Origin of the sequence: Paenarthrobacter sp. R1, from assembly GCF_030264015.1 — a bacterium.
In the GTDB taxonomy this organism is placed as follows: Bacteria; Actinomycetota; Actinomycetes; order Actinomycetales; family Micrococcaceae; genus Arthrobacter; species Arthrobacter ureafaciens.
The window spans coordinates 2,464,886-2,489,593 of the sequence record NZ_CP127115.1 but is presented as its reverse complement, the minus strand read 5'-3'; the positions used below and the strand labels follow the sequence as shown (position 1 = coordinate 2,489,593).

At 62.9% G+C, this 24,708-nt stretch carries 22 protein-coding genes; 6 read left to right on the top strand and 16 right to left on the bottom strand.

Annotation, left to right across the window (positions count from 1 at the left end):
• Positions 1–6 precede the first annotated feature (6 nt).
• From QN084_RS12100 to QN084_RS12090, 3 genes are all read right to left on the bottom strand, one after another.
• A complete protein-coding gene (locus QN084_RS12100) occupies positions 7–840 on the bottom strand; it encodes a carbohydrate ABC transporter permease (protein WP_069696039.1) in 834 nt (277 codons plus the stop codon).
• The gene (locus tag QN084_RS12095; RefSeq protein WP_062094684.1) at positions 837–1,712 is read right to left on the bottom strand and encodes a carbohydrate ABC transporter permease; all 876 of its coding nucleotides are present in this window, start codon (positions 1,710–1,712) and stop codon (positions 837–839) included. The genes QN084_RS12100 and QN084_RS12095 overlap by 4 nt, the downstream gene beginning before the upstream one ends.
• A gap of 107 nt (positions 1,713–1,819) precedes the next feature.
• The gene (locus QN084_RS12090; protein WP_021471256.1) at positions 1,820–3,079 is read right to left on the bottom strand and encodes an ABC transporter substrate-binding protein; all 1,260 of its coding nucleotides are present in this window, start codon (positions 3,077–3,079) and stop codon (positions 1,820–1,822) included.
• Between the two features lie 110 nt (positions 3,080–3,189).
• Here QN084_RS12090 and QN084_RS12085 point away from each other — a divergent pair, with 110 nt between their 5' ends.
• Positions 3,190–3,930, top strand: a complete 741-nt coding sequence (locus QN084_RS12085) for a FadR/GntR family transcriptional regulator (protein WP_021471257.1) — start codon at positions 3,190–3,192, stop codon at positions 3,928–3,930.
• 17 nt (positions 3,931–3,947) lie between these two features.
• Here the strand turns inward: QN084_RS12085 and QN084_RS12080 are convergent, their stop codons facing one another.
• A complete protein-coding gene (locus QN084_RS12080; RefSeq protein WP_069696038.1) occupies positions 3,948–5,357 on the bottom strand; it encodes an aminotransferase-like domain-containing protein in 1,410 nt (469 codons plus the stop codon).
• Here QN084_RS12080 and QN084_RS12075 point away from each other — a divergent pair.
• Positions 5,356–6,288, top strand: a complete 933-nt coding sequence (locus QN084_RS12075) for a DMT family transporter (RefSeq protein WP_069696037.1) — start codon at positions 5,356–5,358, stop codon at positions 6,286–6,288. The two genes, QN084_RS12080 and QN084_RS12075, sit on opposite strands and share 2 nt — an antisense overlap.
• A 22-nt stretch (positions 6,289–6,310) precedes the next feature.
• Positions 6,311–6,934 (top strand): FMN-binding negative transcriptional regulator, encoded by a 624-nt coding sequence (locus QN084_RS12070; protein WP_021471260.1) that lies wholly within the window; start codon positions 6,311–6,313, stop codon positions 6,932–6,934.
• A 57-nt stretch (positions 6,935–6,991) separates the two neighbouring features.
• Here the strand turns inward: QN084_RS12070 and QN084_RS12065 are convergent, their stop codons facing one another.
• Positions 6,992–7,540 carry a GNAT family N-acetyltransferase gene (locus tag QN084_RS12065; RefSeq protein ID WP_225740067.1) on the bottom strand — a complete coding sequence of 183 codons (549 nt, stop codon included), beginning with the start codon at positions 7,538–7,540 and terminating at the stop codon, positions 6,992–6,994.
• Positions 7,541–7,718: 178 nt separating this feature from the next.
• Between QN084_RS12065 and QN084_RS12060 the strand changes: the two genes are divergently transcribed.
• Positions 7,719–8,762 (top strand): FUSC family protein, encoded by a 1,044-nt coding sequence (locus tag QN084_RS12060; RefSeq protein ID WP_021471262.1) that lies wholly within the window; start codon positions 7,719–7,721, stop codon positions 8,760–8,762.
• 135 nt (positions 8,763–8,897) lie between these two features.
• Here QN084_RS12060 and QN084_RS12055 read toward each other — a convergent pair whose 3' ends face one another.
• The 8 genes from QN084_RS12055 to QN084_RS12020 form a co-directional block, all read right to left on the bottom strand.
• Entirely contained in the window at positions 8,898–9,683 is a 786-nt protein-coding gene (locus QN084_RS12055; protein ID WP_069696036.1) for an SDR family NAD(P)-dependent oxidoreductase, read from the bottom strand.
• Between the two features lie 124 nt (positions 9,684–9,807).
• The gene (locus tag QN084_RS12050) at positions 9,808–11,643 is read right to left on the bottom strand and encodes an IucA/IucC family protein (protein ID WP_069696035.1); all 1,836 of its coding nucleotides are present in this window, start codon (positions 11,641–11,643) and stop codon (positions 9,808–9,810) included.
• Positions 11,640–12,230 carry a GNAT family N-acetyltransferase gene (locus tag QN084_RS12045; RefSeq protein WP_069696034.1) on the bottom strand — a complete coding sequence of 197 codons (591 nt, stop codon included), beginning with the start codon at positions 12,228–12,230 and terminating at the stop codon, positions 11,640–11,642. Before QN084_RS12045 ends, QN084_RS12050 begins: the two co-directional genes overlap by 4 nt.
• Positions 12,227–13,561, bottom strand: a complete 1,335-nt coding sequence (locus QN084_RS12040; protein WP_069696033.1) for a lysine N(6)-hydroxylase/L-ornithine N(5)-oxygenase family protein — start codon at positions 13,559–13,561, stop codon at positions 12,227–12,229. The genes QN084_RS12045 and QN084_RS12040 overlap by 4 nt, the downstream gene beginning before the upstream one ends.
• A complete protein-coding gene (locus tag QN084_RS12035) occupies positions 13,558–15,120 on the bottom strand; it encodes a pyridoxal phosphate-dependent decarboxylase family protein (RefSeq protein ID WP_069696032.1) in 1,563 nt (520 codons plus the stop codon). The genes QN084_RS12040 and QN084_RS12035 overlap by 4 nt, the downstream gene beginning before the upstream one ends.
• A gap of 187 nt (positions 15,121–15,307) precedes the next feature.
• Complete coding sequence (locus tag QN084_RS12030) at positions 15,308–15,727, bottom strand: hypothetical protein (RefSeq protein WP_069696031.1); 420 nt, start codon at positions 15,725–15,727, stop codon at positions 15,308–15,310.
• Positions 15,724–19,263 (bottom strand): CLIPPER-2 domain-containing protein, encoded by a 3,540-nt coding sequence (locus QN084_RS12025; protein WP_264398792.1) that lies wholly within the window; start codon positions 19,261–19,263, stop codon positions 15,724–15,726. Before QN084_RS12025 ends, QN084_RS12030 begins: the two co-directional genes overlap by 4 nt.
• Positions 19,264–19,644: 381 nt before the next feature.
• On the bottom strand, positions 19,645–21,258 hold the full coding sequence (locus tag QN084_RS12020; protein ID WP_069696053.1) for a sigma-70 family RNA polymerase sigma factor: 1,614 nt from the start codon (positions 21,256–21,258) through the stop codon (positions 19,645–19,647).
• A gap of 139 nt (positions 21,259–21,397) precedes the next feature.
• On the opposite strand from QN084_RS12020, the gene QN084_RS12015 reads away from it, so the two are divergent.
• Positions 21,398–22,000: a hypothetical protein gene (locus QN084_RS12015; RefSeq protein ID WP_069696029.1), complete on the top strand. Its 603-nt coding sequence runs from the start codon at positions 21,398–21,400 to the stop codon at positions 21,998–22,000.
• 3 nt (positions 22,001–22,003) lie between these two features.
• Here the strand turns inward: QN084_RS12015 and QN084_RS12010 are convergent, their stop codons facing one another.
• Positions 22,004–22,360: a GNAT family N-acetyltransferase gene (locus QN084_RS12010; protein WP_021471272.1), complete on the bottom strand. Its 357-nt coding sequence runs from the start codon at positions 22,358–22,360 to the stop codon at positions 22,004–22,006.
• The gene (locus QN084_RS12005) at positions 22,357–23,697 is read right to left on the bottom strand and encodes an acyltransferase family protein (protein ID WP_069696028.1); all 1,341 of its coding nucleotides are present in this window, start codon (positions 23,695–23,697) and stop codon (positions 22,357–22,359) included. The genes QN084_RS12010 and QN084_RS12005 overlap by 4 nt, the downstream gene beginning before the upstream one ends.
• Before the next feature lie 169 nt (positions 23,698–23,866).
• Here QN084_RS12005 and QN084_RS12000 point away from each other — a divergent pair, with 169 nt between their 5' ends.
• Entirely contained in the window at positions 23,867–24,286 is a 420-nt protein-coding gene (locus tag QN084_RS12000; RefSeq protein ID WP_031216166.1) for a VOC family protein, read from the top strand.
• Positions 24,287–24,300: 14 nt separating this feature from the next.
• Here QN084_RS12000 and QN084_RS11995 read toward each other — a convergent pair whose 3' ends face one another.
• A complete protein-coding gene (locus QN084_RS11995) occupies positions 24,301–24,693 on the bottom strand; it encodes a DUF1304 domain-containing protein (protein WP_069696027.1) in 393 nt (130 codons plus the stop codon).
• Between the last annotated feature and the right edge of the window lie 15 nt (positions 24,694–24,708).

The following is a 24,708-nucleotide window of genomic DNA, read 5'->3' as shown; positions in this document are numbered from 1 at the left end:
GAGTCTTTATCCCTTAACCGCGCCGGCAGTCATGCCGCTGACGACGTATCTCTGTGCAAAAAGGTAAAAAGCGACTGCGGGCAGCGTGAACAGCAGACCGACCGCCATGATGCTTTGGATAGAGGTGTCCTGCTCCCCGATGAAGCCGGCCACGCCAACCGAGGCCGGTTGCAATGACTTGTCGAAGACGAACGTGACCGCAAAGACGTATTCGTTCCAGGCGCTGAAGAACGCGATGACGGCAGCGGCGGCGATTGCCGGCGCGATGAGCGGCAGGATGATGCGGAACAGTACCGTGGGCGGGTTGCTTCCATCCACGCGTGCAGCCTCGTCGAGATCCCGCGGAACTCCGTCAATGGCTCCCTTCAGAATCAAAGCCACCACTGGCAGGGCGAAGGCTGTGTCCGCAAGGATAAGACCGTGCAAGGAATTCAGCAGGTCAAATCTGCGGAATACGGCGAACAGTGGAACCACCAACAGCGCTTCCGGAAGCATCTGCGTGAAAAGCAAGGCGAGGCCAACAGTTGCTTTCCCCCTGAAGCCAAACCGGGACAGCGCATAGCCCAAGGGCACACCCAAGGCGATGGACAGTACGGTAGTGCCCGCGGCAACGACGAGGCTGTTGGTGAGCCATCCGACAACCTGGCCGTCAGCCAGGGCTTCGCTGAAAACGTTGAGTCGGGAGAAGTCCGGAAGCAGGTTGATCGATGGGCCGAACAGGTCTTGATCAGATGTCAGTGCCGTGACGAACATCCAGTAGACCGGGAAGATAGCGAGCCCCAAGACAACCAGGACGGCCAGCATGCGTGCAGTCACGCCAAGGTGTAAGCGGCGCATCATGCCTCCTTAGCGGCCGCACGTGCGACCAGTCGACTACCGATAATGACGATGAGGGAGATGACGATGCCCACCATCCCGATCGCGGCGGCTGTGCCGAGTTGCTTTGACTCGAATGCCTGCGAATAGAGGTCGATAACAAGGGTCCGGGTGGAACCCAGGGGCCCACCGCGCGTCATGAGCCAGATCAGCTCGAATCGCCGCAGAGACCAGATGGTCATAAGTACGGCCACCAAGCCGATGGTCGGTTTCAGCACCTGCCAGGTGACCACGCGGAAGATCATCCAGCGCCCTGCGCCGTCAACTTGCGCTGCTTCGACGAGTTCCTGCGGCACACTTTGCAGCGCAGAGAGCAGGACGACGGCAACAAACGGGACCAACTGCCAGATAGTGGTCATGAGAATGGCCGCGAGAGCCAGGCTGGGATTATCCAGGACGCCGTTCTCGCCTGTGTCTATCCCCAAGCCTTTCAACACCCGGGTAAGGAGGCCGAATTGCGGGTTGAACATCCACACCGCTATCAGCGCCACGGCGATTCCGGGAGCAGCCCACGGCACGGTGACCAAGGACCGGGCCACTGCCCGGCCCGGGAACCTGCCGTTCAACAGGAGAGCCACTACCAACCCCAGTCCCACCGACCCGACAACGCAAGCGGTGACATACAGAAGGGTGGTGAGCAGGGTCTGCCGGAACGACGGGTCCCCGAGAACGGACTGGTAGTTCGCCAGGCCGACCCAAACGTTCAGGGTCGGGTTAAGCAGCGTTGTCCGGGTGAAACTTAGCCAGACTTCCTGCAGGAGCGGGAAGAGCTGGAAGATGCCGATGTAGAGGACAGCCGGGGCAAGGAAAAGATACGGTGTCCACGGACTGCCCACCGCGCTCCTGCGCCGGCGCTTGCGTGGGGACGGGGAAGCGGGTTTGGAAGTGTTCCCGGGCCCCGGGGACCGCGACAGCAGACGCGGTCCCCCTTTTTGGCCGCTCATTACCTAACCAGCTCCTCGGCCTGCTTCTGGGCCTTCTCCATGGCGGTCTTCATGTCCTGCTGGCCCTGAAGGGAAGAAAGCACCTCAGTGACAACAATGCGGCGGATGTCCGCGGTCTGGGGACCGAAGCCGTTGACGATCTGCGGAACACCGGACTCGGTCAGCTTGTCCAATTCGGGGAGGAACGGGTATTTCTCCAGGCTCTCGGCGCTGCGTTCGGTGGGCGTGGCCACGCTGCTGGCACCCAGCACTTCCTGAAGCTTGACCTGCTGCTCGGGCTTCAGGATCCACTGGATGAAGTCGAGGGCGGCGTCCTTGTGCTTGCTGTTCGCGTTGATGACGATCGGGGCCAGCAGGGAACCCTGTTTCTTCTCAGGGAACGGGATCCGGGCAACGCTGAAATTCAGTGCCGGGTTGGCTGACTTGGTAGCGGTCACGTAGCCGCCGTTGTTGAGCTCCATTCCAACCTTGCCGTTGGCGAACATCTTGCGGAAGGTGGCCGCATCCGCGCCCTTGGGAATGACGTTGGCGTCGTAAAGCTCCTTGTATTTTTCCAGTCCTTCAATCACCTTGGGCGAATCCAGGGTGAGCTTCCCGCCGTCGGACCAGTCACCGCCGAAACCGAGCACGTAGTTGTAGATGTCCTGCCACACACCTGCTTCTTCTGCCTGAGTCTGACGGAAGGCGAGGCCGTACACGTCACCCTTGGTGGTGGCCTTGGCCGTTTGCATGAACTCGTCAAAGGTTTTGGGAGCCTCGGGGATGAGGTCCTTGTTGTAGAACATGCCGTAGTTGGAGTTCTCGAAGACAACGCCGTAGCGGTGGCCGTCGACGTTCAGGTACTTGTCCGGCCCGGCAATCAAGTTGAGCTTGGACGCGTCGATCTTGTCGTCCAGGGGCTCGAGCAGGGCAGAAGCTGCTGCCGTGGAGAACTCGGGCATATCAAAACGCACCAAGTCCGGACCTTCTCCACCGCCCATTTGTGTCAGGACGGTCTGGCCGAAGGTCGGGTAAGGGACCGAAGCAGCCTGGACGGTTACCGTACTCTGGCTCGCGTTGTACTCATCGATGAGCTTTTGCAAGCCCGGTCCGCGGCCCGGGTCCCCGAGGGTGGAGGCGGCGAAGGTGATGGTCGCCGGCTGCGGGGAGCCGGAGTTATTCTCCTGGGATGGCGAGCAACCGACAAGAACGGTGGCTCCCACTGCAACGGTGGCGAGGACAGAGAGGGTCTTCGCGCGGCGGTTGGGTCGAAATGGCATAGCTACTCCTTCGTATGCATCTTTCCGTGAGACGCAGCCCACATATTTGAGTATTATTACTAATAATAGGTATAAAGGCAATAGTCAGGTTAAAGGGGTAGGGTACCGCTATGACAAACCTGCACACCGAGCTGGTAGACATGCTCGGGCTACGCATCGTGCGCGGAGACTACCCTCCGGGTACGCGCATCGATGTGGACTCTCTGGAGCCGGAATTCGGAGTCAGCAAAACGGCGATGCGGGAAGCGCTGCGAGTGATCCGGGAAAAGGGCTTGATCGATTCGTGGCCGCGCCGCGGAACAATCGTCAATGACCGGAAGTCATGGAAGCTGCTGGACAGCGACGTGATTAAATGGCGCCGCGCAGCCCGGCGCGATGACGACCGCCTCCTGGCCGAACTCTCCCAGTTGAGGGATGTCATAGAGCCGGCCGCGGCAAAGCTTGCTGCACGGTTCAGGAAACCTGAGGACCTGGAAGCCCTTGAGAAGGCATTTGCCGAATTCGAAGCCTCAGGCCGCGATGTTGAACGGCTCGCCGCAGCGGACCATGACTTTCACCTGAGCCTGCTTCGGGCAACCCACAATGAACTGATGATGCGCCTCGACGTTGTGATCGTGCACGCACTGAGCGCCCGGAACCGCATCCAGCATCACCCGGGAGGTCACTGGCTGGACCCGGTACCGGACCACAGGTCCATCCTGGATGCCATCAAAAAGGGTGATCCGGAAGCGGCCGAGGCCGCAATGCGGTACGCGATCCGCGAATCCGACGTTGATTTGAGGAGCGGCGAACCGGAGTTCGAATCGCCCTTGGATTTTCCTGGCCTGGATACAGACCTGCATACCCGATAGCGCGAAACAACCCCAAACTACCTCTGCCGCTTCAGCGCCCCACCGATAATTCGCACCCCTTCCGGGAACGCTCCCGGGTTGGGCCCGGCATAGTTGAGCCGGACATACGGCCCTTCGGGTTCGGCAGGGAACCACTCGGTACCTGCGGCGATCAGGACACCGGCTGCCTCGCAATCCTTGGTGAGGCGTTCGGCGTCGACCCCGTCCGGAAGCCGCAACCAGAGGTTCAGGCCGCCCTTGGGCAGGTGCGTCAGATGGGCCTCCGGGATGTGCTCGCTGAGGCTGGTGGCCAGAAGATCCCGCCGCGACTGCAGCTGGGCCGAGACTCCCCGGAGGTGGGTTTGCCACCCGGGCTGGGTGACGACGTCGAGCGCGGCCGCCTGCAGGAGGCCGCTGACGTACATCGACTCAGCGGCCTGCGCGGTAAGGATCCGCTCCCGGGCCGGGCCGCGGGCGACCACCGCCGCCACGCGGATGGACGGGGACACGCTTTTGGTCAGCGAGCGGATGTAGAGAACGTGCCCTGAGTCGTCCTTCGCGGCTACCGGTACGGATGGGGCGGTGATCCCGAAGTCGTGGGCCCAGTCGTCCTCCACAAGGAAAGCGCCATGGGCCCGCACCACGTCCAGGACTTCCTCGCCGCGCCGAACCGACCACTGGGCACCGGTTGGGTTCGCGAAGTTGGGTTGGGCGTAGAACATGCGGGCGCCCGTCTCTTCGAAAGCACGGGACAGCTGTGCGGGGTCAGGACCGTCCGGCCCGCTCGGTACCGGGACCACGCGGACACCCGCCTGCGCGGCCGCAAGCAACGCGCCCCAATAGCTGGGCGACTCCACCAGCAGCGGCTGGCCGTGACCCACCAGGCCGCGGAAGATCGAGCTCAGGCCGCTTTGGCTTCCGGGAAGCACGACGACGTCGCCGGGCTGGGGCGGCGTCACGCCAACCGGCGTTGAGGTACTAAGCTCCTGCGCGAACCACGACTGCAGCTCCGGCAGACCCGCGACGGGCGGCCTGGACAACGCGGCCTCGCCACGCGCCGCACGCGTCAGTGCCGAACGAACCAGCCTCTCTGGGAGGAGCTCACGCGCCGGGTACCCGGAGTGGAAAGCAATCACATCATTGGACGCACTGCGCATCGCAGCGGTGTTGGTTAGCCTGGGTGCCTGGAGCGCGCCAAGGGCAGCCGTCTGCCACGCATAATCCACCGGACGCGCGGTGCGGTAGGCGCGGACGAACGTTCCAACGCCGGGACGGCTCTCGATAAGCCCTTGGGCGGTGAGTGTCCTCAGTGCCTTTTGTACTGTCACAGGGCTCGCTTGGTACTCCGCCACGAGTTGGCGGGTAGAAGGCATTCGGGCCCCGGGGGCGGCTGCGGCAATCCACTCTTTCAGTCGCGAGACTATCCGTGAACTGCTATCGTTGTTCATGAACCATAATAGTAGCGCTACTCTCATTCAGTCGCCAGCGTTACCCAAGCCAACCGCATCCGGAATTTGGTGGGGGCTTGTGGGCGTGTTCGCCTTCTCCTTCACGGTTCCCTTCACACGGGTGGCCGTGGATGGGATGTCGCCCCTGTTCATTGGAGCCGGCCGGGCAGTCATAGCCGCCGTCCTTGCTGCCGCTGCCTTGGCAATCACCAAGCAACGCTTTCCCCAAGGCATGCAGTGGTTGCGCCTGGCAGTAGTAGCCGGCGGAATCGTGGCCGGGTTCCCGCTACTCACCACCTTTTCCCTGACCAGCACTTCCGCGAGCCACGGCGCGGTGGTCATTGCCCTTCTCCCGGCAGCAACAGCGACCGTGGCCGTCATGCGGGGACGCGAACGTCCGAGGCCCCTGTTCTGGGTGCTCACGGGGGTGGGCGTGGTGGCCGCAGTGGTTTTCGCCCTGGCGCAGTCGGGCGGCTTTGAGTCACTTCACTGGGCTGACCTTCTCCTGCTCGGAGCCGTTGTAGCCGCCGCTATCGGCTACGCGGAAGGCGGCCTGTTGGCCCGCGAACTGGGTTCGTGGCAGACCATCTCCTGGGCCCTGGTGGTGGCGTCCCCGGTCATGATCCTGTTGACAGCCATGTCGCTGGCGTCTGGCTTCCCTTCCACGACGCCGGCCGGATGGGCGGCCTTTGCCTATTTAGGCGTGGTCAGCATGTTCCTCGGCTTCTTCGCCTGGTACCGCGGGCTTGCCATCGGGCCCATGGCCCAAGTCAGCCAGATCCAGTTGGTACAGCCCGTCATGACCATCGCGTGGGCAGCTCTCCTGCTCGGCGAGTCCCTCACCCTGACCACCGTCATCGGCGGTCTCATGGTGATCCTCTGCGCAGGTGCCGCCGTGCGCGTGAGGCTCGCGCCGCCGTCGCGCCCCTAACCCAAGCCGAAAGGACACTTCCATGTACACCCCCGCCCACTTCGCCGCTTCCGAAGAGGCCATTGAGGCGCTGCTCCGCAACTCCGGGGCCGCGAACCTCGTGACCATGACACCGGACGGCCTGCTCGCCACGCTCCTGCCTTTCATCTACGACCCCTCCGTTGGGGACCACGGCGCCCTGCAAACCCACATGGCGCGCAACAATCCCCAATGGTCAACGCCGGTGACGGGTGAGGCGTTGATGATCCTTCAAGGTCCGGACGCCTACATCTCCCCCTCCTGGTACGCCTCCAAGGCCGAGCATGGACGGGTGGTTCCCACGTGGAACTACTCCACCGCCCACGTCTACGGCCGGCTGGTGATCCATGACGACGGCGAGTGGCCGGGAAAGCACGTCCGGCAGCTTTCGGATCACCACGAGTCGGCGATGGCACGTCCCTGGTCGGTGGACGAAGCACCGCAGCGCTTCATTGCCGGGCAGCTGAAGGCGATAGTCGGCGTCGAACTTGTGATGACGCGCGTGGAGGCGAAAGCGAAACTCAGCCAAAACCGGACGCCGGCTGATGTGGAAGGCGTCATCGCCGGACTCCGGTCGGTAGGCGACGCTGCCAGCGCAGCCGACGTTGAGCGGGCACGGAACTCATAGACTCGGCAATGAGGCGTCCAGGAGTGGCCAAGGCGCATTCGCCTGCGGTGGCGGAGCCTACGCGGGCGGGACCACCGGGCGCCACATCGCCACCCGCGGCCAGCGCGTCAGTCCCAACTCCGCCTCATGCTCCATCAGGCGGGTGAGCTCCGGGCCCCACAGTCCGGCGTCGAACACCTCAAAACCGAGGCGGCGATAGTACGGCGCGTTCCAAGGAACGTCCCGGAAGGTGCTGAGGGTCTGCCGGTGCATGCCGTGGCCCCTCGCCCAAACCCGGGCGGCATGGAGCAGTTCCCGGCCGATGCCTTGGTGGGCCTGGTCCGGGTGAACACTCACCTGTTCCACATGGGCGTTTCCGTCCACCACGTCCACAAGGATGTAGGCCACGGGGTAGTCGAGGCCGTCGACGTAAACCCAGGCCCGTCCCGCAGAGACATACTCCTGCAACACGTCCACGGGAAAGGGTTCGTCGTCGGCAATCTGGTCCATGCCCAAGGAACGGAAGGCCTCCCCCGCGGCGCGCTCAATGGTCTGCAGCTGCCCGAGGTCATCCGAATGCGCCAGCCGGATCATCGGCCCGGATCCGGTGTTGCAGGGGCCTGCCACGACATGGTGGAGCGGGTTCTGCAGACGAAAGCTACGGGCATATCTCGATCTTTCCAGATTCCTCTGACAGTCCTTGCTACGCGTTGTGACCGGGCTTATGGCAGCTCGCGCGGCAATCCTGATAATTTTCGGACGTGAGCCTTTAGCCCACAAGCCCTTGATGATTGGTGGTGTTCCCATGTCCGTGTTCATGACGCACGCCCGGGAACTTCACCGGATCGGTCCGGCGAACAACGACAGGCTATCGGCCGTACGCGTCGGGCTCAGCGTGGTTGTGCCTGGACTCTTCCTCATTGCCATCGGCCGGCCCGAGCTCATGATGTACGCGGTGTTCGGTGCCTTGACAGGCATGTACGGACGCAATGAATCGCACCAACTTCGGCTCAGGCACCAAGCACAGGCGGCGCTCTTGCTGGTGGGCGGGTTGTCCATCGGCACCTTCCTGTCCGTCAACCATATTCATTCGTGGTGGCTCGTGCTCGTGGCTACGCTTTTCGCGGGGGCCGGCTCTTTCTTCTGTGATGCCGCGAAGCTAAGGCCCGTAGGACCGTTCTTCGGAATCCTTGCCTTGGGCGCCTGCGCCTCGGTGCCGACCAGCGTTCCATTTACGACGGCGGTGCTCATCGGTGCTGCCTCGGCAGCGTTCTCGATCGTGGTTGGCTTTGCGGGGTGGTTGCGAACCCGCTCATGGGAACGGGGTGCGGTCCGGGACGTACCACTGTTGCGCGGGCCTCTACGGCAGTCAGCCCTGGTCCATGCGACGCGCTACGTCCTTGCAGTCAGCGCGGCCGGGGTTTGCGGCGTACTCAGTGGCAGCGGCCACCCGCACTGGGCCATGGCAGCAGCGGCCGTCCCGCTGGCCGGTGCCGATCTGCCAAGCCGGGTCCACCGGGGCATCCACAGGATCGTGGGGACGTTCCTCGGCTTGGGGGTGGTCGCCGTCGTGCTTTTCCCGAGTCCGGTGTCGCCGCTTCAGTACTTCCCAAGCCACGGCCCGGTGGTACTCGCGGTGATCGTGATGTTATGCCAGTTCCCCACCGAGCTGTTCATGGCCAGGCACTACGGCTGGGCCATGGTGTTCTTCACCCCCGTAATCCTGCTGATCGCGCAGCTGGCGGCACCCATGGATCCGGGAGTGCTGGTGCTGGAGCGGGCCGTTGAGACGTTCGTGGGAGCGGTCATCGGAATTGCCGTTGCCGTGGTGGTGCAGCGGCGGCGCTAAACCGACTCCGTTGTCAGTCACGTCACGGACGTCTGGCACTGTTCCCTGCTCAAGCGCTGCAGAAATCGCGACCACTTCAAGGGGCGATGCCCAAAATGTCCCACTTCATGTGGGGCATTTACCAGCTTTGGGCCGTTAGCCCTCCGTCTTCGCCGGGCGCCTCGGCGGGCCTGCGGTCAGCTTTGCCGGGAGGACGCGCGCGAAGAAGGTGACCACCTTGTACCTCCGCGTCGGGATGGACACAGCTTTGCCTTTGGCGTTGTCCTCGAGGCCTTCACGAACCACCCGCTCGGCCTTCAGCCAGAGGAATCGCGGCGCCACGGACTTATCCATGCCCATGCGATCGTGAAACTCCGTGTGGGTGAACCCCGGGCAGACTGCGGTGACCTGTACGCCTGACTTTGCATAAGCGGTGTTCGCCCAGCGGCTGAATGTCACCTGCCAGGCTTTGGCCGCGGAATAGCTGCCCCGGTTGGCGAAGGCCGCCACGCTGGCCACGTTGATGATCCGGCCCTTGCCCCGCGCCAACATGACCTCAAGGACGGCGTGGCATAGCTCCATGGGAGTCTGGACGTGGAGGCGCAAGTGCGCCCGCTCTTCCTCAAGATCGTTGTCCTCGAACGACTTCAAGAGCCCGATCCCCGCGTTGTTCACCAGCACGTCCACGGGCCTGCTTGCGTCCCGCAGGCGGTCCGCCACTGCGGAAACCCCGACGTCGGAGGTCAGGTCCGCCGGCAACACCTCCACCGAGATACTGAAGTCGCGCTCGAGTTCCTCGGCCTTGGCTTTGAGTCGCTCTTCATCGCGGGCAACCAGGACCAGATGGTGCCCGGCTTCGGCAAGCTCGCGGGCGAACTCCGCGCCCAGGCCGGCGGTGGCTCCGGTGACAAGGGCAGTAAGTTCGTTGGCTCGAGTGGTCATGGCCCTACCCTAGCGTCCCGCAACTCCTCCGCCACCCCACCGAGTTGACACTTAATGACAATGTTGGCGCGGCGGATTGTCATTAAGTGTCAACTCGGCTCAGGGCGAGGGGACGAAACGAGGGTCAGGCGAACTTTGCCAGAGGATTGGCCAAACGTCCCGCCATTTGGAGGCCCCCGGAGGGATCGGAGATATCCAGCATGTGCTGGTTGTTCCGCAACTGCAGCCTGTTGAGGCAGGACAACTCGAAGTCCGGGGCGAAGAGGTCGTGCCTGTCGAACTGATCGGCGAGTTCGGGGTGGCGGGCCTGGTATTCCCGCAGCACCAATGCAGCAGTCCCCCAGAACTCGTCTTCGCGCATCGTTCCGTCCTCAACGAGGATCGCGGAAAGGAAGCGGAAGATGCAGTCGAAGACGTCCGTAAAGATTGCCAACACCATCTGTTCGGCCGGGATCTCTGCCTTGATGCGGGAAACTTCCCCGGGCAGTTCCAGCCTGTCCCCCATCACCACGATTTCCTCGGCAATGTCCTTCATGATCGCCCGCACCGGTACGCCGTCCTCAAGGATCAGGATCACGTTCTCGCCGTGCGGCATGAATGCGAGCTCGTAGTTGTAGAGGCAGTGCACCAATGGCACAAGGTACGCGTCGAAATAGCGGCGCAACCATTGCGTGGGCTCCAGCCCGGAGCGCGCAATCAGCGACGAAACCATCGAGGCGCCGGAAGCATCGACGTGCAGCAGGGATGCCATGGTTGCCAACTGCTGGCCATCCTTAAGCAATGGCAGGGGACTTTCCCTCCACAGGGCAGAGAGCATCTTCCGGTACGGCGAATCCTTGGCCGACGCAGCCTCGAAATAGTCGTTGCGGTAGCCGATCGCCGCACTTTCCTTGATCATGGCCAAGCCCCGGTCCTGGAGCTCCTGGTCTTTGGTGATCAGTTCCTGCAGCCAGTCGTTGATGGCCGGCGTGGCCTTCATGTACTGCGGCGACAACCCTCGCATGAAGCCCATGTTCAGCACGGACATCGCGGTCTTCACGTAGGCCTTCCCGGGCGAGGTGGCGTTGAAGAACGTCCGGATGGACTGTTGGGCCTGGTAAGAATCCTCGCCATGGCCAAGGTGCACGATGTGTTGCTGTGCGATTTCCGCAGCAAAAGTCACAGTGAGTTTGTTGTCCCATTGCCAGGGGTGTACCGGCATGAAGAAGTAGTCCTCGGGATCCAGCCCTGAGGCGGAGAGCCCCGCGTTGAACCAAGCCACGGTAGCCGGGCCCAATTCCGCTTCAAAGTGCGCCTTGTAGTCCAAACCGGCACTCGACGTGAACACGGCCTTGGACCGATGGACCGCGATCCACTGCAGCTGGACGGTAGCCCCGGCCTCGGGTGCAAAAGCGTGGTAATCCTCAATACCAAAACCCAACCGCCCGTTGTTGGCCACGAAACAGGGGTGGCCCTCGGCCATGCTGTGCTCGATTGCCTGGAAGTCAGCCGCAACATCCGAGCCACCCGTCACGCCGGCGGCCAGTTCAACGGACCCGAAGGGTTTGCCCTGCTTGTACGCGTGGCCGGCCAGGGTGCTGCTGATCTCTTCCAGATACACCGGCAGCATGTCCATCCCGATGCCGAGCGTTTGGTGGAACTCGGCAATGAAATCCAAGGCATCCAGCGGCAGCTTCCCGCCATCCCCGTGCCGGCCGATCGAGTCCGGGAGCACGGACCAGTGCTCCAGTTCCAAGACCCGGGCGCGGAAGCGGTACTCCACTGAACCGTCGTCGCTCACCACCTTGTAGAGACCAATTCCGTCCGCCTCTTCGCGGATGAGTTCGGGAACAAGGATGCGTTCATGCGAGAACTCTGCGAGCGCTTTGCGGACCAGGTGCCTGTTGGCAACGGCCCAACGCTCCGGCGTCAGGTGGGCAACCGGCGACTGTGCTGTTGCGGCCTCGGCTGTGCTTGTCACTGGGTTTCTCCTTTGGTCGCCGCGGCGGGCACGGCCGGAATCGGGGTCAGGGTGGCGAGAAAGTCCTCGCGGGTACAGAAGCTAAGGAGCCCCTGCTTGTGGTCCTCAGCAGGGTCGACGGCCGGAAGAGTCACCACGCCGTGCGGGCGGAAGCCCACCTTCTGGTTGAGGAGATGGATCTTGTGGTTCCGGGCATCAGGCTCGACGACGACCCGCCGGGTTGCGGGATCATCGAAGAGTTCTGTCATCACGGCTTGCATGACGGACGTGGTGAAGCCGGATTGAGGGGTTCCGCTCGGCGGCGATACCAGCAGGTGCATTCCCACGTCCCCGGGCTGTACTTCGTAGACGTCCGCCAACGGGGACGCTTCCGGAAGGTACCGTTCCATGAGGAAGGCGGGCACACCGCCGTCGAGCCCCAGGAATGCCTGGTGGTGTCCGGAGGCGGCGATGCCTGAGTACTCCTCAACAACGTCCTGTTCCGTGCATCCGGCCATGCCCCAGAACCGCGCGTACTCCCGGCTCACCCAGCTGTGGAGGACGGGTGCATCGGCTACCGGATCGACGGGACGGAACGTGAACCTCATACACGTGCCCCTACGGTTTCGGCCTGCACTGCGGCAGGTGCGCCAAACTGCTGGAAAGCGATGCTGCGCTCGATCGGGTAGATCTCCCGGCCCGTGATTTCACGCAGGATGCAGGAATTGCGGTACGCGGCCATGCCGAGGTCCGGGGTAACGAAGCCGTGGGTGTGGAGTTCCGCATTCTGTACAAAGATTTCGCCGGGTTCGACGCCGGTCCCGTAGTTACGGTCGACGTCGAACCGCCCTTTGTGGTCACGGCGGAGGCGGTCTTTGATGCCGGCCAGGAATGCCGGTTCCCTGTAGGCATAACCGGTGGCCAGCACCACGGTTTCGGACTCCAGCTGGTAGTCGCGTCCGTGTTCCTCGTGGCGGAGCTGGAGTGTATGGGTCCTCCTGCCCGCATCCCATTCGGCAGCGTTCAGTGCAGAATGCGTATGCAGCCGGGTGTCCACCATCCCGGAAAGGCTCTTGGTGTACAGGAGGTCATAGATATCGTCGATCAGGTCCGAGTTGATGCCTTTGTAGAGGTTTTTCTGGTTCCTGATCAATGAGTCACGCTGCTCGGACGGCAGGGAGTGGAAGTAGTCCACGTACTCCGGGGACGTCATTTCGAGCGTTAGCTTGGTGTACTCCAAGGGGAAGAAGCGCCCGGACCGCGTGACCCAGTTGAGTTGATAGCCGTGGACGTCGATTTCCTGGAGCAGTTCGTAGTAGATCTCGGCCGCGCTCTGTCCGCTGCCCACGATCGTAATGCTCCGTTTGGATTGCACCTCACTCTTCCTCGACAGGTACTCGGCGTTGTGGAGGACGAGTCCCCCGCCGTCGACTATCCCTGCACAGGACGCTGGAATGTACGGCGAGGTACCCGTGCCGAGGACCAGCCGTCGGGAGCGAAGCACCTCAGCGCCATCCGGGCCCTGCACCGAAAGCCGGTACACGCCGTCGTCGTAGGCCACATCCAGCACATCCTTGCCAAAACGGACGGAATCGAGCTGGCCGGCTACCCACTGGCAGTACTGGTTGTACTCGGCGCGGAGCGGGTAGAAGTTCTCCCTGATATAGAAGCGGTACAGGCGTCCGGACTGTTTCAGGAAGTTCAGGAACGAATACGGCGACGTCGGATCGGCCAAGGTTACGAGGTCGGCCATGAAGGGGACCTGCAGGTGTGCAGGCTCGAGCATCATGCCTGGATGCCAGTCGAACGAGTCCCGACGCTCAAGGAACACGCAGTCCAGCTCCTCCACGGGTTCACTCAGCGCGGCCAGACCCAGGTTGAAGGGCCCGACGCCGATTCCCGCGACGTCGTAGATCCTGCCTTTGTCCGGGGTGCTCATGCAGCGGCCTCCGTCGTGTTCGCGAGCAGGCCGGCGCCCGTCCGGCGGATGAGTTCGATGATTTCCTGGATATCCCCCAGGGATGCTTCAGCATTGAGCAGGGTGAATTTGAGGTAGTGATGCCCTGCCACCTTGGTGCCGGCCACTACGGCTTCACCCGACGCGAAGATTGCTGCGCGGATGGCCGGGTTGAGAAGGTCCGCGGCATCGTCGTTCACGGCGACTCCATCCACGAACGGGCGGTAGCGGAACACCAGGGTGCTGAGCTGCGGTGCGGCAGCCAGTTCGAATTCTGCATCCTCAGCCAGCAGTGTGCCCACGCGGCCAGCGAGCTCGATCGCCTCGTCGAACAGCACGCCGATAGCGTCCGCCCCCATGATCCGGAGTGTCAGCCAAAGCTTCAACGCATCGAAGCGGCGGGTGGTCTGGATGCTCTTGTCCACCTGGTTGGGAATGTCGGCTTTGGCCGCACTTTCCGGATTCAGGTAGTCGGCGTAGTAGGTGACATGGCCGAGCATGGCACCGCGCCGGACCAGCACCGCGCTGGAACTGACCGGCTGGAAGAACGTTTTATGGAAATCGACGGTCACCGAGTCGGCCACGTGGATGCCGTCAAGAAGATGCCGGTACCTGCGCGAGACGAGCAATCCTCCGCCGTAGGCAGCGTCGACGTGGAGCCACGAATCGTAGGCCCGGACGAGCGCCGACACCTCGGCAAGAGGATCCACCGAACCGAAGTCGGTGGTCCCCGCAGTGGCCACAACCGCCATGGGCACCAGCCCGGCATCGTGCGCTTCCGCCAGGGCTGCCGCCAGCGCAGCGGGATCCATGCGGTGGTCTTCGGAGGTGGGAACCGCGATCACCGCGTCGAATCCGAGGCCGAGCATGGAGGCCGACTTCTGGATGCTGAAGTGACTGTCTGCGGAGGTGAAAATGCGGAGGCGATCCAGCAGGTGCGGCAGGCGCACTTCGGGGCTGGTCGCACGGAGTTTGGCCACCGCCTGGTTGCGCGCGATCAACAGCGCCTGGAAATTGGACTGGCTTCCACCGGAGGTAAACACGCCGTCGGCCTCTGCGGAGAAACCAATCCGCTCAGCAGTCCAATCGATGAGGCGGCGTTCGATCATGGTGGCCCCGGCACTTTGGTCCCAGGTGTCCATGGACGAGTTCACGGCAGAAAGGACTGCTTCGCCCACAAGTGCCGGAATGACCACGGGGCAATTCAGGTGGGCCGCGTATCGGGCGTCGTGGAAGTAGATGGCGTCCTTGAGGTAGAGGTCGTCGAGCTCGTCGAGGGCTGCAGCCGTATCCGGCAGGGGACGGTCCAGGTCCACGGCTTCCACTTTCGCCTTCAGCGCTGAAGGTGCGACGCCGGTGAACGGCCGGGCGGTTCTCTGCACTTTTGTGGAAACAGCGTTGACGCCCTGCAGAACCTGCGCCACATAATTGGGCGAATTTCGCGCGTTGAACAGCTGGCTGGTGGCAGCGAGAGCCAGCTCCACTTTGGAGCCGAAATCCTGCTCCTGAGCTATCCGCTCCTCGACAGTTGGTGACGTCACGTCAGCTTCCTTCCGTTGCACTAGTTAGCATAGGCAAACCTTACTTAGGTTTACCTTAACGTCAAACTCTTGTGACCTAATTGCTTCAGAAGTCAAAGAAAAGCGGCTGCCCGGAGGGTGATCCGGACAGCCGCTTCCAGCGCCGCACAGGCCCCACTGCAAGAGCCCGCGCTTTTGAGCAGCGCGGCTACAGCACGCTGGCTCCGAGGACGCACTTGGCCTCTGTCCCTGGCTTGGCGATTTCAGCTTCAACCGACCAATCCAAAGCCTTCCCCGGCTGCGCACCCGTGAACGATCGCTCGCCGCGTGCCAGTACTGCCGAGGTTGCCGGGTCCACCCAACTCACCGAGACCTTGACGGTGCCCTTGATTCCGTCCGGCGGAGTCACTATCCCCTTGGCTGTCACTTTGCCGGTGGCGGTATCACAGGAAGTCATCTTGGCGGCTTCGATGATCCCGGTGCCCGGGTTCGCCGGCTTTGCCTCACCAGTAGTAGCCGCTTGCGTTGTAGTGTTCGACGGCGACTGGCCGCCGCTTCCAGACGACGAACAGCCGGCAAGCACTGCCGACATGAGTAGCGCTGTCATGCACGCGACTGACTTCTTCATGGACGTGCTGCCTGCTTCTTACGGCGTCCCACAAGGAACAGGACCAAGCCAGCGCCAACTATCAGAACACTGATGGGTAGCACGGTGAGGACAACACCTGTGAAGGCCAGCGGTTCTTCAGCCCGGTCCGGACCCGTCGCCTCCGTCGTCGGGAAGTTGATCACAACGTTTGCCGGCGGCGTTGACACCAGACTTCCCGTTGTCGAACCTGCCGACGCCGTGGCCGTATTGAACACTTGGCCGGCATTAATGTCCGCTTGGGTGATCGCATAAGTCGCCTTGGCAGTGACCGTCTCACCCGGGTTCAGCACGCCGGGAGTTCCAGGCCAGCGGTGATCCAGCGCGGACAAACCGGGCATCGCGTCCCGGATGGCGACGTCCGTCAGGACAACGTTGCCGGTGTTCTTCGCCGTGAAGTTGAAGGTGATAATGTCACCGACCTTCGCGGGATCTCCGATGGCGGAACCGTCAGCGGTCTTGAAGAACGCAAAACCCGCGTCTGGAGACAACGGAGTGTCGGTGCCGGCAGCTGGCGGTGCAACTACGGGACCCGTAGGTGGCGTTCCCGTGGTGGTCGCCAGGTTGGCGACGTGACCGGCGTCGATATCCCCCTGCGTGACCGTGTACGTTGCCTCTGCCGTGACCGACTCGCCCGGGAGCAACTCCCCCGGGGTGCCCGGCCAGACGTAGGTCAGAGCCGACAATCCTTCCATTTGGTCATCAATCGACACTTTGTTCAGCTTCACGTTGCCGTTGTTCTTGGCCGTGAACCGGTAGACGATGTGATCGCCCACGCGGGACGGTCCATCAGATGCCGCGGCCGTGGCTGTCTTGCTGAATTCCATCGCCGGGGCAGAGGTCAACGGGGTATCCGTTACTCCCGGAGGAGGCGTCACCGGAGGACCTGCGGGCGGAGCACCAGTGATCGTGGCCGAGTTGACCACGTGGCCAGCGTCGATGTCCGCTTGGGTGATCGCGTATGTGGCCTTCGCCGTGACCGACTCGCCCGGGAACAACTCCCCCGGGTTGCCCGGCCAGCTGAAAACCAGCGGGGACAGCCCAGCCAGCGGATCATCGATCGTCACATCCGTCAGCTTCACGTTTCCGGTGTTCTTCGCCGCAAACGAGTACGTGATGACGTCACCGACCTTGGCCGGATCCTGAACGCTGCTCGAATCAGCCGTCTTCGTAAGCTGCAGCCCCGGGGCCGGAGTCAGCGGAGTGTCCGTCGTTCCCGGAGGCGGCGTCACAGCAGGACCTGTGGGCGGAGCGCCTGTGACCGTCGCCGAGTTGACCACGTGACCGGCGCTGATATCGGCCTGAGTGATCGCGTACGTGGCCTTCGCCGTGACCGACTCGCCCGGCAACAGCTCACCGGGAGTTCCCGGCCAGCTGTAAACCAACGGTGAAAGGCCTGCCAGGGGATCGTCGATCGACACGTTGGTCAGCTTCACGTTGCCCGTGTTCCTTGCGGTGAACGTGTACGTGATGACGTCACCAACAACGGCCGGTTTGTGGATCGCCGAAGTATCCGCCATCTTGCTGAACTGCAACGCCGGAGCCTTGGTCAACGGAGTATCCGTACCCGACGGCGGCGTCGTTAACGGAGGCCCGGTAGGAGGATTACCAGTAGCTACCGCTGAGTTGGCAACGTGACCGGCGTCGACGTCGGCCTGTGTGATCGCATACGTTGCCGTCGCTGTGACAGTCTCGCCCGGAAGCAGCGTTCCGGGAGTTCCGGGCCAAGTGTAAACCAACGGCGAAAGGCCGGCCAGGGGGTCGTCAATGACTACGCCCGATAGCGCGACGTTACCGTTGTTCGCGGCCGTGAACGTGTAGCTAATCACGTCACCAACCTGCGACGGGGACTGTATCCCGGACGGGTTGGCCATCTTGGTAAACGTCAACTGAGGGGCCTGAACGGCTGTGTTGGTCAGCACGCAACTGATATCCGCCCCGGCCACCGGAACCAACTCCAACGAACCACCGAAGGCTGCCCGGCGAGGCAGGCCTGTCTGCAAACCGTTGGCATCCGTGCAACTAATGGCCTTGGCGTATCCCGACAGGTTGGGGCCCGACTCGGTGAGATAGTACGTACTACCGGCGTTGGCCACATACTGACCCGTAACCCCGGTACCAGCCGAGACGGCAGCGCCCGAGCCGGTGGTGGTTGAGTTAGCTGTGTTATTGACCACCGTTCCCGTGGCGGAGCCCTCACGGATTTCAACCGTGAACTGGTCTGCGGCTGCCGTTCGTTCAGCGCCCAGTGCTTTGCTCAGTGCCAGGCGGGGAGCGCGGACCACCAGACTGGCGTCCGCCGGCGGGTTCAGGTTGGTCGCGATGTTGGCAGGACCGTTGACGTACGTGCCTTCGGCCGCGGCGGTGACATCCACCGTGATAGTGCAGGACACCATTCGGGAGGCCAGATCTCCGCCGGTCACCGTTATGACGTTGCCGCCGGGATTGGCCGTCGTCAGGAACGGGTCGGTTCCCGGCGCCTGGACGCAGGTTCCGCCGAGGTTCGGCACATCGGCCACGACGACGCCGGCCGGGAGCGCGTCCGTGATGGTCCAGTCGCTCTTGGCATTGAGTTCATCGGTGTTGGTGACTGTCAGGGTGAGGGTGGACGTCCCGCCCGGACCGATAAGGCCCGGGGTAAAGGACTTGTCCAACTGCGGCGTGACATCAACCAAGCGCACGTTGTCAAAGGCACCGTCGTTGCCGTCGGTGGTTCCATTCGTATTCCACATCTCCAGGCCCAGCGACTCGGTGGTTGCCTGGAAGGCAACGTCGGAGGTCATGGAATTGATGCGGACCGACTTGGTCACAGTGCCGAAGACGCCGCCGACGTTGCTGGTTACTTCTTGCTCGGATGAGGTGACATTGGGATCCGTTGTCGATTGGCAGCCGTTGAGGGGAGCGCCGATTAGTGTCACGTTTCCGAGTTCGTCGCTCCGTGCGAATTGATAGGAGGGGTCCCCCGCCGGCAAGCCACAGTTCATGTACGCCGTATCCACACCGAGCGTGTAGTAGTGACCGGGAGCCACTGCGATAGGCGCCGCTGTTTTGAACATGAGACCGTCGGTGGGCCCCGTGGGGAGGGTATCGCACGTGCCACTCGATGTGCTGGTGGACCGGCACTCGCTGTACGAGCTGTTTACATGGTTCGTGGCGGGCGAGTTGGGCGTGAATTCCTGGCCCATGGCCAGCGCCAGCATGCGCAGGAACTGGTAGCTGCGAACACCGCTGGAATCGGCACAACGGTTGTTCGTGGCTGTACCGGCGCTTCCGGAGACGGCCCAGGCGGGTGTGGTGGTGTTGTCATGGCTCAGGATGACGCCGTTGCATCGAATCCCGTTGATCCATTGAGGCGACCCCGTGTACGTCTGTCCTGAGGCCCCGGTGTAGGCGGTTGATCCGGAGGCGGAATAGGACTGGGCTCCAAGCGCGGTGTCATCCGTCCCATTTTCGAAGTCCTCGTTGAAGACAACGGTGCCGGATTGTGCGACACCCGGCGCCCCTGGGGTTGTTGCCAAGGCTGATGACGCTAATGCACCACCCAGCCCCATCGAAAAGACAGCTGTGGCGAGCACACTTGCCAGCAGCTTCATGGGTAAGGAATGTCTCATGGGCTCGCTTACTTCTCCCGGCCATGAGAAGTCCTCTCCGCTGGGTCGGAGCGGACTTCACGGCTCCGGCATTGCGGTGGTTGCACACTACCTGGCAAGCGCCGGTTTCGGGAGACTCGTGTCGCCGAAAGCTGCGGCATACTTCAGCAGTAGAGACCGACAGTCGGCTCACCACTTATCTGTGGGCGCAAGACAGCTTTCGTGTCGCGAATTTCGAAGTTTTTTTGGTTAATTCAGCCAACCCACGAGGTGATGGCATGTCTGGCGGCCGGATTCGCGAGGCACTGGCTAATGAAAGGCGTTGCTGAATGTCTTGGTGACGATGCCCTGGCCGCCGAACTGGTAATGCAGGGTGCCCCGGTCCGCGGCTACCGGCATGGCGACCACAAGTTTGAAATCAAGGCCGTGAGGATCAAGAGCAGGAGTTGCGCACCGGATCTGCCGGCTGTTTTCCGCCGCGCTGGAACATGTCCACCCCGCGGGGCTGGTGGTCTTGCCGGCAACAAACGTGGCTTGGTCCGGCAGGCTGAAGATTGCCTCGGCGGATTCCTCAGCCCCGTTGTCCATCAGCGAGAACACGAGGTTCAGTTCCCTTTCCGTGGGATTGGAACCGCGAACCGCGGTGAAAGTCGCGTCAACGGTTCGGGCAGCCGCGGCTGAGGCCGCGTTCGAAGGTGCGGGCCTCGATGTCGAAAGAACAACCGGTGAGTCTACAACCGATGCCGCCCTTGGAGCAGCGGGCGCAATCGGGACCACGACGACGGCGGGCCGCGGAGCCGGGGACGCCGCAGGTTCCGTGGGGGCCGCCGCAGGAGGGACCGACGTCGGGGTGGCAGCCGGCGGTTCGGCGCGGCCGGAAGGCGTGGCGGAAGGCTCGACGACCGCGGGCGGTGCTTCTGTCGCGGAGTCCGGTGCGGCCGTCGTCTCGGAACCGGTGGGGACCAGCGCAGCAGCCAGCCCGGCAATAGCGAGGGCTCCCGCCACCACCGCGGCGGTGATCTTTCCCGGGCTCCCGGACCTCCGGGCATCACTGGAAGCCGCTGCTACAGACGTCCCTCCGGGAAGGGGTGCTGTCCCCGACAAGTAGGCCGCCACGACGTCGGGAGTGAAGGCAACACCCGTGAGCAGCGGGAACAGGAGCGTGCGCATGCCGCTTTGAATGTCGTTGAGTTCCACGAGCAAGGCGGTGCATTTGGCACAGCCGGCCAAGTGCGCGTCCACTTTTTCGCGGGTAGTGCGCTTCAAGGCGTTCCGCGCATACTTCCCCAACTGGCTGGAGAACTCTGCGCACCCGTCGTCGGGTGATCCGCCGATGTGGAACTGAAGGTACGCCTGCCGCAGGCCCTCCCGCGCCCTGAGGGCAAGTGACGACACGCCGTTCGGGCTCAACCCGATGAAAGGAGCCGCAGCCGCCGGTTTCAAGCCTTCAATGTCGACGTGCCACAGGACTGCCTGCCAGCGCTCGGGCAATGACCTGAACGCCTTGGCCATGACGGCTGACTCGAATTCATTGATGATGCGGTCTTCATCGATAACGACGGAGTCCAGAACGCCGTTGTCACCCGCAACCGGCACCCGCCGCGACTTGCGGTTCCGGTCGTGGGCTGTGCGCCGAACGACGGTGAGCAGATAGGATCGGAAGTACTCTTTGGGGCCTTTGCCCTCAGTCAACGACTGGTAAATGGAAGCGAAGGCCTCTGCCACGACGTCGTCCGCATCGCTGAAATTGTCAGCCTGCGTCCGCGCGACATAGAGGGCTGCGTTCAAGTGGCGCCGGTACAGGACATCGAAGGCTTCCTGGCTGCCTTCCCGCACCAGGGCGATCGCCTGGGGGTCGGTGTAATCATCCAACGCCAAGGTCGGGGCACCACCGTCACCCCCGACCTCCGATACTTGATCCACAAACAATAGTGTTACATCAGATTGCGGGCCACTTGAAACAAGATGCGTAACTGGATAATACGATCGCGTCATCTGCGTCACGATTCGCCCCTAAGGCCCACTAAGGGGAATATCACGCCCCCAAGTGGATCGAGGATCAATGGACCTCCGCGGTAACCGCCACACGCTGAAGCTCGTCCGCGCCCTGAATCAAGGCACGCCGGGACGGCCGGAAAAGGTTGCGAGAGGCCTGCCCGGACGGCGTTCCGGAGCCTTGATCCGCAAGAAGCATGCCGGCCGGGTGGCGCTCATTTACAGGGCTGACAGGACGCACGCCGTCCCGGGCGATACGGTCATCTTCACCGCATGGGTCACCAATGACTCACGCAGCCACCTAAGGCAAGTGCGCCTCATTCCGCGATCCTTCACCAACGAGGGCATGGACTCGCTCAACTACACCTCGAACCCCGGATCCGAGGAGTTGGAGGTACCAAGCCTGGAGCCGGGCCAGACCATGATGAGGACTTTCTCGTACAGGGTCACTGATGCGGACCACCTCCACGGAGGCAGCCTGATCAGTGCGATGCAGGTGCAAGCCACGTGCCGCGGCGAAATTATCGCCGACGAACACGACGCGATCGTTTCGCTCAACGGAGCGCCTACGGGATGGATGTCCGGTCCAGCGCGCCCGGAGGTGGCCTATCGCCCTTCCAGCCGCAGTTCTTCCTTAAAGCCCCGTCGACGTCCCGGGCGGTTGGGTTAGGGCCTACTCGTTGTCCGGTTCCCCCACCGGCTTCTCCGCCGGCCAGTCGACGTCCAGCTCGTAACCCTCGTGCTTCTGCAGGTAGGCAGCGATATACGGGCAGTGGGGAATGATGCGCTTTCCGGATGCCACCACGTCGTCCAGTGCAAAGTGCGCCAGAACCTTGGCCAGCCCCTGGCCCTTGAACTGGGGCTTGGTCTCCGTGTGCGTGAAATCGATGTGACCGGGCCGGTTGATGAACTGGGCAATCACAGCCAGTTCACCGTCGACACGCAGCTCGTAGCGGTGGAATTGGTCGTTGCGCACTGTGGTCACGCCAGCGCGGAACGAGTCTGCCAAGGAGTCGGTTTGCTCGGTCATGATTCGAGATTGGCACGTAAACCCTGCTCTGGCAATGCGGAGAGTTGGTGGTTCCGCTCGCCGGAAGCTCCCACCGGAGCCGGCGGCAGCACCGGCGTCGGGACCCTGCCAAGCAGCAGGACCGCGAGCGCGAAGCAGGCAGCTCCGCCACCCAGCAGCGCCAGCGTCAGGCCGTTGAACGCGGCGTCAGCGACGGGAACAAAAACGACGACGGCGGCAGTTACCACTGCGATCCTGGAGGGGCCCCGGGCGTGACTGGCCGCCGTCGGACGGTCCTCAAGGCGTCCAAGAAGCGCGACGGTAGGTAGCAAGAGGCCCACGACCACGCAGAACACGGGGATCCGCGCCCACCACCATTCGGCAGTGCCGGCTGAAGGCTTTGGAAAGTCGGTCAGCAACAGGAGCGCGGACATGCCCACAAGGAGGGGAAGATGCCACAGGTAGACCGTCATGGAACGGCGACCGGCAACAGCAACGACCCGCTGCACCCAGCGTACGGAGCCGAGCCAGCGCACACCGGGCCGGAGCAGCTGAAGCGTTGCCGCCTGGGATACGCCCAGGAGCAGCAGGCACAGGTTGGGCGGGTTGATGTTCACCACCATATTGCCTGGATAGAGGCCCACCCCGGTGGCAAGCCCGAGCAGGAGGTTGCTGAAGACCGCCATCCCGAGCAACCACGGACGGCTGCGATGCTCAAAATAGCCGTCCACCATGAAGAAGCCCAGTTGCTGCACCGCGCACCAGACAAAAATCAGGTTGGTGAAGGCCAGCAAGGGGATGGCGCCCCTCAAGGAATCGACGGCGATGATCAGGGCAACGAGCGCCCCGAAGGTCGCCAGCGGGTGCCGGTCATGGAGACGGGCCAGCAGGGGGATGCTGAGCTGCGCGGTCAGGAACGCCGCAAGGAACCAGAGCGGCATTGCGGCGCCTGTAGTCATCAGCTGGATCACTTGCGGATGGACGCCCAGCAGCAGTGCCGCCCACAGCCCCGCCCACATTAGGGCCAGCAAAGCCATGGCAGGCCGGACCAGCCGCAGGAGCCGGAGCTGTGCGAAGTCAAAGCCTGTGCCACCCCGCGCTTTCAAGCGCCGCCATGACTGCAGCCCGGTGACGCCGCCCAGGACGAAGAACAGAGGAACAATCATCAGGAGCCACACCACCGGCGTGAACCACGCTTGCTCCATGAGGGTGTTCTCAGTGGTGACTGTTCCGTCCCGGTGCAGTACCGGGCTGACCATCATGCAATGGGCCACTACCACCAAGAGCAGGCAGACAAAGCGCACAAGGTCGATTGCCGGGTCGCGCTGCGCAGGTTGACTCTGCCTTGCCCTTTCCATGGCTCTCCCTAGGATGCATGCTCTGTGGTGCTACACCATTGTCCGCCCGAGCGGTTGGTGGGACCAGAGTCCGGGGGGCTGCCGTTGTGGAGGGACGGCTCATGATCCTTGTCCACAAAACGTGGACCAAGTCTGGACGGAGCCACCTGCAACCGGCAGGATCAAAGCCATGACAACTTCCATTTTTGTGAACCTGCCTGTCAGCGACCTCGAGGCGTCCAAGGCCTTCTACACCGCACTCGGATACACCATCAACCCGAACTTCACGGATGAAACCGCAGCCTGCGTGGTTTTCAGCGACACGATTTACACCATGCTCCTGACGCACGACAAGTTCTCCCAGTTCACCAAGCAACCCATCGCCGACACTCACAACTCGACGGCGGCCATCGTTGCGCTTTCGGCCGACAGCCGTGAAGCTGTGGATGCGCTTGCCACCAAAGCATTGGAAGCGGGCGGTACCGAAACCTATGACGCCCAGGACCTCGGGTTCATGTACAGCCGCGCATTCCGGGACCTCGACGGCCACCACTGGGAAGTCTTTTGGATGGACCAAGCCGCAGCCCAGGATGGTCCGCCCGCGTCCTAGCGGCAAGGACTTCTCTACGGCAGCAGGAGGGCCACAATCCCGAGCACGACGGCGAGCAGCGGGGTTGTGCCTTGAAGCACCGCGGCGCGGAGGTACTTCCGCCCGCTGGCCGCGAGGATCAGGGCCGCCAGCAGCATGGATCCGCACGAGCTGAACACGAGGGTCCAGCCAACCTGCGGAGCCCCGGCCCAGACGGCAACAATGCCTGCCAGAGCCCCGACTGCGAGGAAGAGGTTGTAGAAGCCCTGGTTGTACGCGAGCGGTTTGGTGGTTTCGGCGTCCGCCTGCGATGTGAGGCTGAAGCGTTTCCAAGTGGCCGGCTTGGTCCAGGTGATGGACTCCATGGTGAAGATGTAGACGTGCAACAACGCTGCCACCAGGGCAAAAATCAGGGAGGCCAGGATCATGAGTTGATCCTAGCC

Excerpts from the sequence above, each read along its gene's own strand:
- QN084_RS12090 (WP_021471256.1), bottom strand. The coding sequence starts at position 3,079 with ATGCCATTTCGACCCAACCGCCGCGCGAAGACCCTCTCTGTCCTCGCC.
- QN084_RS12040 (WP_069696033.1), bottom strand. The coding sequence starts at position 13,561 with ATGAGCACCCCGGACAAAGGCAGGATCTACGACGTCGCGGGAATCGGC.
- QN084_RS12080 (WP_069696038.1), bottom strand. The coding sequence starts at position 5,357 with ATGAACAACGATAGCAGTTCACGGATAGTCTCGCGACTGAAAGAGTGG.
- QN084_RS12030 (WP_069696031.1), bottom strand. The coding sequence starts at position 15,727 with ATGAAGAAGTCAGTCGCGTGCATGACAGCGCTACTCATGTCGGCAGTG.
- QN084_RS12005 (WP_069696028.1), bottom strand. The coding sequence starts at position 23,697 with ATGGAAAGGGCAAGGCAGAGTCAACCTGCGCAGCGCGACCCGGCAATC.
- QN084_RS12015 (WP_069696029.1), top strand. The coding sequence starts at position 21,398 with ATGGACCTCCGCGGTAACCGCCACACGCTGAAGCTCGTCCGCGCCCTG.
- QN084_RS11995 (WP_069696027.1), bottom strand. The coding sequence starts at position 24,693 with ATGATCCTGGCCTCCCTGATTTTTGCCCTGGTGGCAGCGTTGTTGCAC.
- QN084_RS12055 (WP_069696036.1), bottom strand. The coding sequence starts at position 9,683 with ATGACCACTCGAGCCAACGAACTTACTGCCCTTGTCACCGGAGCCACC.
- QN084_RS12010 (WP_021471272.1), bottom strand. The coding sequence starts at position 22,360 with ATGACCGAGCAAACCGACTCCTTGGCAGACTCGTTCCGCGCTGGCGTG.
- QN084_RS12000 (WP_031216166.1), top strand. The coding sequence starts at position 23,867 with ATGACAACTTCCATTTTTGTGAACCTGCCTGTCAGCGACCTCGAGGCG.
- QN084_RS12085 (WP_021471257.1), top strand. The coding sequence starts at position 3,190 with ATGACAAACCTGCACACCGAGCTGGTAGACATGCTCGGGCTACGCATC.
- QN084_RS12060 (WP_021471262.1), top strand. The coding sequence starts at position 7,719 with ATGTCCGTGTTCATGACGCACGCCCGGGAACTTCACCGGATCGGTCCG.
- QN084_RS12075 (WP_069696037.1), top strand. The coding sequence starts at position 5,356 with ATGAACCATAATAGTAGCGCTACTCTCATTCAGTCGCCAGCGTTACCC.
- QN084_RS12070 (WP_021471260.1), top strand. The coding sequence starts at position 6,311 with ATGTACACCCCCGCCCACTTCGCCGCTTCCGAAGAGGCCATTGAGGCG.
- QN084_RS12045 (WP_069696034.1), bottom strand. The coding sequence starts at position 12,230 with ATGAGGTTCACGTTCCGTCCCGTCGATCCGGTAGCCGATGCACCCGTC.
- QN084_RS12100 (WP_069696039.1), bottom strand. The coding sequence starts at position 840 with ATGATGCGCCGCTTACACCTTGGCGTGACTGCACGCATGCTGGCCGTC.